12 protein-coding genes are annotated in these 12,292 nt (G+C 66.7%); 11 read left to right on the top strand and 1 reads right to left on the bottom strand.

The annotated features are described in order from the left end of the window. Positions 1–11 precede the first annotated feature (11 nt). The 11 genes from ACZK3J_RS17845 (at position 12) to queC (ending at position 11,207) form a co-directional block, all read left to right on the top strand. Positions 12–1,931: a potassium transporter Kup gene (locus ACZK3J_RS17845; RefSeq protein WP_032128529.1), complete on the top strand. Its 1,920-nt coding sequence runs from the start codon at positions 12–14 to the stop codon at positions 1,929–1,931. Between the two features lie 771 nt (positions 1,932–2,702). Continuing rightward, positions 2,703–3,743, top strand: a complete 1,041-nt coding sequence (gene ruvB / locus ACZK3J_RS17840; protein ID WP_049463253.1) for a Holliday junction branch migration DNA helicase RuvB — start codon at positions 2,703–2,705, stop codon at positions 3,741–3,743. Continuing rightward, positions 3,733–4,164, top strand: coding sequence for a tol-pal system-associated acyl-CoA thioesterase (ybgC, locus tag ACZK3J_RS17835; protein WP_010481597.1), 432 nt, complete (start codon positions 3,733–3,735; stop codon positions 4,162–4,164). The genes ruvB and ybgC overlap by 11 nt, the downstream gene beginning before the upstream one ends. Before the next feature lie 10 nt (positions 4,165–4,174). Then, positions 4,175–4,954 (top strand): protein TolQ, encoded by a 780-nt coding sequence (gene tolQ, locus ACZK3J_RS17830; RefSeq protein ID WP_006438802.1) that lies wholly within the window; start codon positions 4,175–4,177, stop codon positions 4,952–4,954. Between the two features lie 24 nt (positions 4,955–4,978). Next, a complete protein-coding gene (tolR, locus tag ACZK3J_RS17825) occupies positions 4,979–5,407 on the top strand; it encodes a protein TolR (RefSeq protein WP_049400778.1) in 429 nt (142 codons plus the stop codon). Continuing rightward, complete coding sequence (gene tolA, locus ACZK3J_RS17820; RefSeq protein WP_478476122.1) at positions 5,397–6,452, top strand: cell envelope integrity protein TolA; 1,056 nt, start codon at positions 5,397–5,399, stop codon at positions 6,450–6,452. Before tolR ends, tolA begins: the two co-directional genes overlap by 11 nt. 284 nt (positions 6,453–6,736) lie before the next feature. After that, entirely contained in the window at positions 6,737–8,056 is a 1,320-nt protein-coding gene (tolB, locus tag ACZK3J_RS17815; RefSeq protein WP_032128528.1) for a Tol-Pal system beta propeller repeat protein TolB, read from the top strand. Positions 8,057–8,120: 64 nt separating this feature from the next. Next, positions 8,121–8,639, top strand: a complete 519-nt coding sequence (gene pal, locus ACZK3J_RS17810; protein ID WP_032128527.1) for a peptidoglycan-associated lipoprotein Pal — start codon at positions 8,121–8,123, stop codon at positions 8,637–8,639. 3 nt (positions 8,640–8,642) lie between these two features. Next, on the top strand, positions 8,643–9,461 hold the full coding sequence (gene ybgF, locus ACZK3J_RS17805) for a tol-pal system protein YbgF (RefSeq protein ID WP_010481611.1): 819 nt from the start codon (positions 8,643–8,645) through the stop codon (positions 9,459–9,461). Between the two features lie 300 nt (positions 9,462–9,761). After that, a complete protein-coding gene (gene queE / locus ACZK3J_RS17800; RefSeq protein ID WP_010481613.1) occupies positions 9,762–10,463 on the top strand; it encodes a 7-carboxy-7-deazaguanine synthase QueE in 702 nt (233 codons plus the stop codon). Positions 10,464–10,541: 78 nt separating this feature from the next. Next, the gene (gene queC, locus ACZK3J_RS17795; protein WP_049422913.1) at positions 10,542–11,207 is read left to right on the top strand and encodes a 7-cyano-7-deazaguanine synthase QueC; all 666 of its coding nucleotides are present in this window, start codon (positions 10,542–10,544) and stop codon (positions 11,205–11,207) included. A 122-nt stretch (positions 11,208–11,329) separates the two neighbouring features. On the opposite strand, the gene ACZK3J_RS17790 is transcribed toward queC, so the two are convergent. Continuing rightward, positions 11,330–12,286, bottom strand: coding sequence for a DUF2268 domain-containing putative Zn-dependent protease (locus ACZK3J_RS17790; protein WP_049463255.1), 957 nt, complete (start codon positions 12,284–12,286; stop codon positions 11,330–11,332). Positions 12,287–12,292: the final 6 nt, after the last annotated feature.

Raw genomic sequence — 12,292 nt, 5'->3', positions numbered from 1 at the left:
CCAGGAGTCCCATGTCCAGCAGTCAAACCCCGCACGCGGCCGCCCCAGGCGGTCATGGTCACGCCCCTCCAGCCGGAGGCCTGGCGCTGATCATCGGTGCGATCGGCGTGGTCTTCGGCGATATCGGTACCAGCCCGCTGTACACCCTGAAGGAGGCGTTCTCGCCGCACTACGGGCTCAACAGTGACCACGACACCGTTCTGGGCGTGCTGTCGCTGGCGTTCTGGGCGCTGAACATCGTGGTCACGCTGAAGTACGTGACCATCATCATGCGCGCCGACAACGACGGCGAGGGCGGCATCATGGCGCTGATGGCGCTGACCCAGCGCACGCTGCGCAACGGGTCGCGCTCGGCCTATGTGGTCGGCATCCTCGGCATCTTCGGTGCCTCGCTGTTCTTCGGTGATGGCGTGATCACCCCAGCGATATCGGTGCTGGGTGCGGTGGAAGGCCTGGAAGTTGCCGCGCCAGGACTGCACGCCTTCATCGTTCCGATCACCGTGGTGGTACTGCTGGCGGTGTTCGCGGTACAGCGCTTCGGCACCGCGAAGATCGGCAAGCTGTTCGGGCCGATCACCTCGATCTGGTTCATTTCGCTGGCGGCGATCGGCATCTACAACATCGTCGATGCACCGGAAGTGCTGAAGGCGTTCAACCCGTGGTGGGCGATCCGCTTCTTCATGGAGCATGGCTGGCACAGCATCTTCATTCTCGGCGCGGTGGTGCTGGCAGTGACCGGCGGTGAGGCGCTGTACGCCGACATGGGCCACTTCGGTGCCAAGCCGATCCGCCACGCCTGGTACTTCTTCGTGCTGCCGTGCCTGGTGCTGAACTACCTGGGGCAGGGTGCGCTGGTGCTCAACCACCCCGAGGCAGTGAAGAACCCGTTCTTCGAAGCGGTGCCGTCGTGGGCGCTGTATCCGATGATCATCCTGGCCACCATGGCCGCGGTGATTGCTTCGCAGTCGGTCATCACCGGCGCGTTCTCGGTATCGCGCCAGGCCATGCAGCTGGGCTACATCCCGCGCATGCGGATCAAGCACACCTCGCACGACACCATCGGCCAGATCTACATCCCGGGTATCAACTGGGGCATCGCGGTGATGGTGATCGGCCTGGTGCTGGCCTTCCGCAGCTCCTCCAACCTGGCGGTGGCCTACGGCATCTCGGTGTCGGCCACCATGCTGATCGACACCCTGCTGCTGGCCCTGGTGGCGCGCTCGCTGTGGCCGAAGGCGCGCAAGTGGATCCTGCCGCTGTGTGTGGTGTTCTTCGTCATCGACCTCGGCTTCGTCATCGCCAACGGCGCCAAGCTGCTGCAGGGCGCCTGGTTCCCGGTGGTGCTGGGCATCTTCCTGTTCACCATGATGCGCACCTGGCGCCGTGGCCGCGAGCTGCTGCGCGATGAGATCCGCAAGGACGGCATCCGCCTGGATACCTTCCTGCCGGGCCTGATGCTGGCGCCGCCGGTACGCGTGCCGGGCACCGCGGTATTCCTCACCGCCGACCCGACCGTGGCCCCGCACGCGCTGATGCACAACCTCAAGCACAACAAGGTGCTGCACGAGCGCAACGTGTTCCTGCACGTGGAAACCCTGCCCATTCCCTATGCGATGGAAGGGCAGCGGCTGAAGATCGAATCGGTGGGAGACGAGTTCTACCGCGTCTACGTGCGCTTCGGTTTCATGGAGACTCCGGACGTGCCGCTGGCGCTGATGCGCTCGTGCGACCACGGCGGCATCTACTTCGACCCGATGGACACCACCTTCTTCGCCAGCCGCGAAACCATCGTCGCCACCGCCAACCGCGGCATGCCGATCTGGCGTGACAAGCTGTTCGCGCTGATGCACAGGAACGCCGCCCCGGCCACGGGCTTCTTCCGCATTCCGGGCAACAGATTGGTGGAACTGGGCGCGCAGGTGGAGATTTAATCTCCACCTGCGCTACGTCCCACGATTTGCTGCGCAAACCGTGGGTCCCGCGCGCATTCCACCTTATCCCCGCGCCTGTCGGCGCGCCCCCTTGAAACGCAGGCGCCTTGGGCGCCGGCGTTCCGCGCATTCCACCTTATCCCCGCGCCTGTCGGCGCGCCCCCTTGAAACGCAGGCGCCTTGGGCGCCGGCGTTCCGCGCATTCCACCTTATCCCCGCGCCTGTCGGCGCGCCCCCTTGAAACGCAGGCGCCTTGGGCGCCGGCGTTCCGCGCATTCCACCTTATCCCCGCGCCTGTCGGCGCGCCCCCTTGAAACGCAGGCACCTTGGGCGCCGGCGTTCCGCGCATGCCACCTTATCCCCCCGCCTGTCGGCGCGCCCCCTTGAACAACAAGGGGGCTCCACTTGCGGAGACCACTCGACTTCTCAGGTCCATCCGCGCATGGCGTGGATATACCGTGTCGACCAAGGTCGACACCTACCAGATCCGACCCCGTGCCGACCAAGGTCGGCACCCACCAAAGCAGAACGCCGTTCCGACAGATCGCAGGAAACTGTCGAAGGCGGGGTGGGGCCGGTTGCGGGGGCGTGAGCCGCATGGATGCGGCGACCGAGCTTACATGGACGTACTTGCAGCGTCCCCCGCAAGCGGACCCACCCCGCCATTCCCCAGGAACTCAGCTTTGGCTGTTGCTCCGGCCGTTGCAGTTGCCTCTGCGGGTGCCGGGCGCAGCCCGGCCGAAACCCGCGCTTTTGCCGCATAATCAGCACATGACCGACGACCGCATCATCGGCGCCGGCGCCACCCGCGAGGATGACGCCGCCGACGCCAGCATCCGCCCCAAGCGCCTTGCCGACTACCTCGGCCAGGTGCCGGTGCGCGAGCAGATGGAGATCTACATCCAGGCGGCCAAGGGGCGCGGCGACGCGCTCGACCACGTGCTGATCTTCGGGCCGCCCGGCCTGGGCAAGACCACCCTCAGCCATGTCATCGCCAACGAGCTGGGCGTGGCCCTGCGGGTCACCTCCGGCCCGGTGATCGAGAAGGCCGGCGACCTCGCCGCGCTGCTGACCAACCTGCAGCCGCACGATGTGCTGTTCATCGACGAGATCCATCGCCTGTCGCCGGTGGTGGAGGAAGTGCTGTACCCGGCGATGGAAGATTTCCAGATCGACATCATGATCGGCGAGGGCCCCGCCGCCCGCTCGATCAAGATCGACCTGCCGCCGTTCACCCTGATCGGTGCCACCACCCGTGCTGGCCTTCTGACCGCGCCGTTGCGCGACCGCTTCGGCATCGTCCAGCGCCTGGAGTTCTACAGTATCGAGGAGCTGACCCGGATCGTGCGCCGCTCGGCGGCCATCCTGGCCATCGACTGCACCGCCGATGGCGCCGGCGAGATCGCACGCCGCGCGCGTGGTACCCCGCGTATCGCCAACCGCCTGCTGCGCCGCGTGCGCGACTATGCGCAGGTGAAGGCCGGCGGCCACATCGACGAGGCCGTGGCCCAGGCCGCGATGAAGATGCTCAAGGTCGACCCGGAGGGCTTCGACGAGCTTGACCGGCGCCTGCTCAAGACCATGGTCGACTACTTCGACGGCGGTCCGGTCGGCATCGAATCGCTGGCGGCGGCGCTGTCTGAAGAGCGCGGCACGCTGGAAGACGTGGTCGAGCCGTACCTGATCCAGCAGGGCTTCCTGGTGCGCACCGCGCGTGGCCGCATGGCCACCCACAAGGCCTACCGGCACATGGGCCTGAAGCCGAAGAACCCGCCGCAGGACCTGTTCGCGGAGGTTCCCGATGTCGGTTGAGCCCCGATTCAGTTGGCCGACACGCATTTACTGGGAAGATACCGACGCAGGTGGCGTGGTCTACCACGCCCGCTACGTGGCCTTCATGGAACGGGCCCGGACCGAATGGATGCGTGCGCTGGGCTACGGCCAGGAGCGCATGCGCGCCGAGCACGGGATGGTCTTCGCGGTGCGCTCGATGCAGATGGATTTCATCAGGCCGGCACGGCTGGATGACACCCTGCAGGTGAGTGCCCGCCTGGTCCAGCTGAAGAAGGCCAGCATGGTCTTCGACCAGCAGATCCTGCGCGACGGCGAGCTGCTGCTGTCGGCGCAGGTCCGCATCGCCGCACTGGAAGCGGCCAGTTTCCGCCCGCGTGGCATGGACGAGGCCGTCCTTGCCGTGCTGCAACCCCACCTCCACCCCGAATCCGAACACTGAGGAACAACGGATGATCGCAACGCTCCTGGCCCTGCAGGCCACGGTCACCGAGGCACTGCCGGCCGACGTCAGCAATGCCGCGACACAGACCCTTGCCCAGGCCACCACCGGCGGCGGCATCAACTACCTCGAACTGATGGCCAAGGCCAGCCTGCCGGTGAAGATCATCGTGCTGCTGCTGCTGGTCGGCTCGTTCGTCAGCTGGGTGATCATTTTCCGCAAGGCCCGCGTGTTCAAGCAGGCCACCCGCGAAGCCGACGAGTTCGAGAACCGCTTCTGGTCCGGTGCGGACCTGGGCAAGCTGTACAGCTCGGCCACCGACCGCAGCCGCAATGTCGGCGGCCTGGAAGCCATCTTCGAAGCCGGCTTCCGCGAGTACACCCGCCTGCGCGACAAGCGCCGCCTGGACGGCCGTGCCCAGCTGGAAGGCGCACAGCGTGCCATGCGCACCACTTACACCCGCGAAGTGGACCAGCTTGAGCGCAACCTGGAACTGCTGGCCAACATCGGCTCGACCGCGCCTTACGTGGGCCTGGTCGGTACCGTGTTCGGCATCATGGTGACCATGCACGACATGATCAGCAGCGGTGCGCAGGCCGGCATCGCCGCCGTCGCGCCGGGCATCTCCGAGGCACTGTTCGCCACCGCCATCGGCCTGTTCGTGGCGATCCCGGCGGTGTGGGCCTACAACCGCTTCACCACGCGCGTGGAGCGCATGTCAGTGCGGTTCGAGACCTTCGCCGAAGAGTTCAGCTCCATCCTGCAGCGCCAGAGCGCTGGCGACGAGTAAGCGCCTGACCCGGGAGTCCAAGCCATGTCCGCTGCCATCGGTCGCCGCAAGCGCCGCAAGCTGAAATCGGAAATCAACGTCGTTCCCTACATCGACGTCATGCTGGTGCTGCTGATCATCTTCATGGTCACCGCACCGCTGCTCACCCTGAGCTTCGACGTCGACCTGCCGCAGTCCAACGCCAAGGCGCTGGAGAGCAAGCAGGATCCGGTGATCGTCTCGGTGCGCCAGGACGGCCAGCTCAGCCTGAAGCTGCCCGACGCCAAGGACCCGACCGCCGTGTCGGCCGAGGAACTGGAAGGCCGTCTGGCCGGCATCGCCGCCCAGGACAAGGGCGTGCGCGTGATCGTCGCCGCCGACCGCGCCGTGGCCTATGAAAAGGTCATTGCTGCGATGGATGTGATCAAGCGCGCCAAGGTAGACAAGGTAGGCCTGGCCACCGATGCACGCTGACGCCCTGCCACCCCCGCATCAGCGCGAACCCGGCTGGGGCCTGCCCCTGGCGCTGGCGTTGCTGGTGCACCTGCTGGTCGCGCTGGTGTTCATCGTGGCCTGGTTCTGGTCGCCCGAGCGCAACACCGATGCCGCCGCCGGCGATCCCTCGGTCGAGGCCAGCCTGGCGCTGTCCGCGTCCGAGGCCTCCGCTGCGCGCCAGGCCCTGCGCCAGTCGGAAAAGCTGGAAGACCTGCCGCCGCCGGTGGCCGAGCCGATCCCGGTGCCGGAAGACACCATCCCGCCGCCGCAGCCGATTCCCGAGCCGCGCCCGCAGGACGCCCCCACGCCGCAGCAGCAACAGGCGCAGGAGCGTGTCGCGCAGCCAGACACCAAGGACCAGGAAGCGGTGAGCGCGCTGGCCATCTCGCAGGAGAAGGCCAAGCAGGAACAGGAAGCCAAGCGCCGCCAGGAACAGATCGACCTGACCGAACGCAAGCGCCAGGAAGAAGCGGAGCAGAAGCTGCGCCTGGCCAAGCAGCAGGAAGCGGACGAAAAGAAGAAGCAGGCCGAGCAGGAGCGCGTGGCGGCTGACAAGGCCGAGGCCGAGAAGCAGAAGAAGATCGCCGAGATCCGCGCCCGCCGCGAGCAGGCCGAGAAGGAAGCCAAGCTGGCCGAGCAGAAGCTGCGCCACGTGGCAGCCGCGCGTAATGCTGCCGGCAGTGCCGCTGCCGGTTCCAGCGGTGCCTCCCAGCCGGCCGCCGGTGGCGGTGGCAACAGCGATGATCTTTCGGCCAAGTACGCGGCCGCGATCCAGGCCAAGGTGCTGTCGCAGTGGGTGCGCCCGGATACGGTGCCGCTCGGCCAGCGTTGCCAGATCACCATCACCCAGATTCCGGGGGGCACGGTGATGCAGGCCAAGGTCAGCCCGAACTGCCCGTACGACGAGGCCGGCAAGCGTTCGATCGAGGCCGCCGTGCTCAACGCGCAGCCGCTGCCGTACCGCGGCTTCGAGTCTGTGTTCGCACGCACGCTCAACTTCACCTTTACTGCCCAGGATCGCTGAGGCGGGCAGGGCAAGGTGGCTCTCGGGTCACCTGCGCCCACGGATGTCGCGCTTGCCTCTGGCGGGCCCGGTTTCAGCCGGGCAGGCTGGGGGCTGCTGTGGAATACCACCCTGCGGGGCGGTGTGGCCGGGGCAGGCGGTGCGATGTTAGCCACGACGTTAACGGTGCGTGAGAGGACGGGCTGGAACTGACCCGGAATTCACGTACCCTTGGTTCATGATTGCGAAGCGGTTCACTCCCGCTTTGTTATCCCTCGTTCCGGTTTCCCCCTATTGAGCGCTCCATGAAAAAGATGCCTCGCTGGCTTGCCGTGTTTGCGGCCCTGTTGCTGCCCTTTGCTGCCGTCGCGCAGCAGAAGGGGCTGGATATCGACATCATCGGCGGCAATGCCTCCGCGCTGCCGATCACCATCGTGCCGATGCCCTACCAGGGTTCGGCGGCTGCACCGCAGACCGACGTCGCCGGCGTGGTCCGCGCCGACCTCGAGCGTTCGGGCCAGTTCCGCACGCTGCCGGAAGCACAGATCGTCGAAAAGCCCGTGCGGGGCGGCGACATCCAGTTCGCCACCTGGCGCGCGCTGAAGCAGAACTACATCGTGGTCGGCCGCGTGCTCGACGCCGGTGCCGGCGCCTACCGTGTCGAGTACGAACTGTTCGACGTACCGAAGGGCGAGCGCCTGCTGGGCCTGGCGATGACCGCCCGTGGCAACGCCATGCGTGACGTCGCCCACCAGATGGCCGATGCCATCTACGAGAAGATCACCGGTGTCCGTGGCGCCTTCTGGACCCGCATCGCCTACGTGACCGCCAGCGGCAAGGGCGACGCCATGCGCTACGCGCTGATGGTGGCCGACTCCGATGGCTACAACCCGCAGACCATCGTGCGTTCGGCCGAGCCGCTGCTGTCGCCGTCGTGGAGCCCGGATGGCAGCAAGCTGGCCTACGTCAGCTTCGAGCGTGGCAATTCGGCGATCTACATCCAGAACATCGGCACCGGCGCGCGCGAGCTGGTCACCAGCTTCCGTGGCATCAACAGCGCCCCGGCGTTCTCGCCGGACGGCCGCAAGCTGGCCCTGACCCTGTCGCGCTCGGGTAACCCGGAAATCTACGTGATGGACCTGGGCAGCAAGCAGCTGACCCAGCTGACCAACCACTTCGCCATCGATACCGAGCCGACCTGGGCACCGGACGGCAGCGCGGTGTACTTCACCTCCGACCGCGGCGGCCGTCCGCAGGTCTACAAGGTCGGTGCGGGCGGCGGCAGCGCCGAGCGCGTGACCTTCCAGGGCAACTACAATGCCAAGCCCTCGGTGTCCTACGATGGCAAGAAGATCGCCGTCGCCCAGGGCTCGGGCAACAGCTACAAGATCGCGATGATGGACAGCTCGCTGGGTTCGCCCCGCTGGAGCACGCTGTCCCCGGGTTCGCTGGATGAATCTCCGAGCTTTGCGCCCAACGCAAGCATGGTGTTGTACGCCGCCCGCGAGGGTGGCCGTGGTGTGCTGTACGCCGTTTCTGCCGATGCGCGCGTGCGCCAGCGGTTGGTTCTGGCTGACGGAGATGTGCGCGAACCGGCATGGTCCCCATACCGTACCCAGCGCTAAAAGAGTGTTAATATTTTCGCTGTCTTGAACCCCTCATCGGCCTAGGAGCCACAAAGGTATCGCCATGAACAAGTCCACCCGCGTTCTGCTTGTTTCCCTGCTGTCTGTGGCCGTCCTGGCCGGTTGCTCGAAGAAGGTGAAGGAAGAGCCGGCAGCCCCGGTTGACACCGGCACCTCGACCACCACCCCGACCGCTCCGTCGACCTCCGGCCTGTACGGCCCGGGCGACCTGGACACCGACGCTTGCCTGCGCCAGCGCGTTGTCTACTTCGACCTGGACAAGGAAGACGTGAAGCCGGAATTCCAGGCCATCATGGCGTGCCACGCCAAGTACCTGCGTGACCGTCCGTCCTCGCGCATCACCCTGCAGGGCCACACCGACGAGCGCGGTTCGCGCGCGTACAACCAGGCCCTGGGCGAGCGTCGTGGCAACGGCGTCAACTCGGCCCTGCAGGCCAACGGTGGCTCGGCTTCGCAGCTGACCGTCGTGTCCTACGGTGAAGAGCGTCCGGTCTGCACCGAGTCGAACGAGTCCTGCTGGTCGCAGAACCGTCGCGTCGAAATCGTCTACACCGCGCAGTAATCCATGCGTATTGGCATCAAACTGATGCTGGTCGTTGCGGCAGCCCTCGTGGCTGCCGCACCGGCGCATGCACAGCGACAGAGTCTGGCCGACCGCGTTGGCGCGATCGAGCAGCAGATGTACAACAACAGTGCCAACCAGGACCTGTTGAACCAGATCAATCAGCTGCGGCAGCAGGTCACCAGCCTGCAGGCCTCGATCGAGCAGTTGCAGCACGACAACGCCCAGCTCAAGCAGTCCGCCCAGGACCAGTACCTGGATCTGGACAGCCGCCTGAACAGGTTGGAAGGGGGCAATGCCGCCCCGGCCCTGCCGCCCGTTCCGGCGAGCGCGCCGAAGGCCGCCCCGGCCCCGGCAAAACCCGCAGCGGCGGCCACTTCCGAGCGGCCGCCTTCCGTCCATGGTGATGCCGGCAGCCTTGCCGCCACCGGCGACGAGCGCACCTCCTACAACGTCGCCTTCGATTCGCTGAAGGCCGGCAAGTACGATGATTCGGCGCAGCTGTTCCTGAGCTTCCTGCAGCTGTACCCGAACGGCGTCTACGCGCCGAACGCGCTGTACTGGCTGGGCGAGAGCTACTACGCCACCCGCAATTTCCCGATGGCCGAGACCCAGTTCCGTGAACTGCTCTCGCGCTATCCGACCCACGACAAGGCCGCTGGCGGCCTGCTCAAGGTCGGCCTCTCGCAGTATGGCGAGGGCAAGGTCGACCAGGCCCAGCAGACGCTGGAGACCGTCGTGGCGCAGTACCCTGGCTCGGACGCCGCGCGCACCGCGCAGGACCGCCTGCAGTCGATCCGCCTCGGCAAGCAGATCCGCTGATCCGCTGACCGGGCGTACAATACGTGTCCTGTAGAGCCGAGCCCACGCTCGGCTGCTTTCGTTTCCGGCTCGGCAAACCCGCCCGGATCCGGCAGCGCCGGGCCATGCCCGACGGCTCGCATTACCGGCTGGGCCACACCCGACCGGCTGCTGTTGCAGCGCCGAGCCATGCTCGGCTGCTTTCGTTACCGGATGGGTTCACCCGCCCGGTTGCTGTTGTAGAGCCGAGCCATGCTCGGCTGCTTTCGTTACCGGCCACGGTAGCTCACCCGCCACGTGTCCCTCCAAGAAGTCCCCGCCATGACCGCCGTTACCCCGTCCAGCGCCGCAGCCACGCCCAGTGAGATCGTGCAGTCGCCCCTGCCACGCCTGAAGATCACCGAGATCTTCACCTCGCTGCAGGGCGAAGCCGATACCGCCGGCTGGCCGACCGTGTTCGTGCGCCTGACCGGCTGCCCGCTGCGTTGCCAGTACTGCGACACCGCCTATGCCTTCCATGGCGGCACCTGGTGGGACATCGACGACATCGTGGCCGAGGTGCTGGCCCAGGGCGTGCGCCACGTCTGCGTGACCGGTGGCGAGCCGCTGGCACAGAAGCGCTGCCTGGTACTGCTGCAGAAGCTGTGCGACGCCGGCATGGATGTCTCGCTGGAAACCTCCGGTGCGCTGGACGTCAGCGCCGTGGACCCCCGGGTATCGCGCGTGGTCGACATCAAGACCCCGGGGTCGGCCGAAGTGGCGCGCAACCGCTGGGACAACCTGCCGTTGCTGACCGCCCGCGACCAGATCAAGTTCGTCATCTGCAGCCGCGAGGATTACGACTGGGCCAAGTCCCTGTTGGCCGAGCACGATCTGGTGAAGCGTTGCACCGTGTTCTTCTCGCCGAGCAAGGGTGAGATCACCGCGCGCCAGCTGGCCGACTGGATCGTCGAGGACCGGCTGCCGGTGCGCTTCCAGATGCAGTTGCATAAAATCCTGTGGAACGACGAGCCGGGCCGATGAGCCCAGGCAGCGTTCCCTGATGTAGCTCCGGCGCGGGACAGCGTGCTGGCTTTCCCCTCCCAACCGGATGTTTTACCCATGAAGAAGGCAGTCGTGCTTCTCTCCGGCGGCATGGATTCAGCCGCCGTCATCGCCATGGCCCAGGAACAGGGCTTCGCCGTGCATGCCCTGAGCGTGCGCTACGGCCAGCGCCACACCTCCGAACTGGATGCCGCCGCCCGCGTGGCCAAGGCCCAGGGCGTTATCGCGCACAAGACCGTGGACGTGGACCTGCGCAGCATCGGCGGCTCGGCGTTGACCGACGACATCGACGTGCCCGAGGCCGGCGGTGCCGGCATTCCAGTGACCTACGTGCCGGCGCGCAACACCATCATGCTGTCGCTGGCGTTGGGCTGGGCCGAAGTGCTCGGCGCCAACGACATCTTCTGCGGCGTCAACGCCGTGGACTACTCCGGCTACCCGGACTGCCGTCCCGAGTTCGTGGCCGCGTTCCAGGCGCTGGCCAACCTGGCCACCAAGTCGGGCGTGGAAGGCGCGGGCATCAAGGTGCACGCACCGCTGCAGTTCCTCAGCAAGGGCCAGATCGTCAGCGAAGGCGTGCGCCTGGGCGTGGACTTCGGCCTGACCGTGTCCTGCTACAACGCCGACGCCAACGGCGCCGCCTGCGGCCACTGCGATGCCTGCCGCCTGCGCGCGCAGGGCTTCACCGAAGCCGGCGTAGCCGACCCGACGCTGTACGCCTGAAATACGGGTGCCGGGCATGGCCCGGCGCCGCCGGGGTCTGGAATCTGGTAGTGCCGGCCGCTGGCCGGCATTCCCGTGGGTGCCAACCTTGGTTGGCACTGTCCGCAGGGCATGGCCCGGCGCTACCGCTGCCGCAACCACCCCGACGCGTCAATAAACGCCCGCACCGCCTCCGGATCGGCATAGTCCAGTTCGATCATCCGCGCGATCCCCGCCTTCTCATCAGCCTGTTGTCGCATGTACCCCTGCGCGATGCGATACCCGGCGTAATAGCCCACATCACTCACCCCGAACGGATTGCGGGCGCTGTTGTAGAGCCAGTTGTCGAGATTTTCCCCGTTCATCTCAGCAATGAAGCGTGTGCGGATTTCCGCTTCGTGTGTTGCGCCGTAGTCGTAGAAGGATAATGCCGGCCGGCGCCCACTCAGTCGCTCCGCCACATACTCGGCCACACCCTCGCGCACCGCGTACTGGGCCAGGCTGCCGGTGGTCTCGCGCTGCTGCGTATGCACGTACTCGTGCAGGTTGTTCTGCGCGTTGTTCGCCCCCGGACGGCTGTCGTAGAAGATCCGCAGGCGGCTGCGCATCGGCTCCGGCAGCTCGCTCACGTCCACGCGCTCATCGCCCAGCGCCATCTCCGCTCCGATCAGCACCTTGTCACCCAGCGTCGTGCCGCCGGTACGCAGAACACCGACCGCATAGGTGATGGTGGCAGGGCGCAGGGCGGGGTAGAGCGTACGGAAGGCAGTCAGGTCCCGTTCCAGTGTGGCGCTGGCCTGCTGCGCGTTGGCGGTCAATGGCCGTACCGACGTCCAGAAGCGCGGCCACGTACGCATGGCCGTGGCGTATTCGCGGGCGGTGTAGTTGCGCACCTGCATCAGCGCATGCAGGCCGGGGCTGCCTGGATCGATGTAGCGCTCCTGCACCAATGCGACCTGGCGTTCAACGTCGGGCTCGGTGCGCACGGCGTCATAGGCAGCCCAGAAGCGGCCGATGTCGTCGGTGACGACCTGGGATGGGGCGGCCAGTGCTGCGCAGGGCACAAGCAGGGCGGCAATGAGGCAGAAGGGCAGGCGCATCCGTGG

This window comes from Stenotrophomonas sp. 86428_Sma, assembly GCF_056481585.1.
This window is presented reverse-complemented; position numbering and strand designations above follow the sequence as displayed.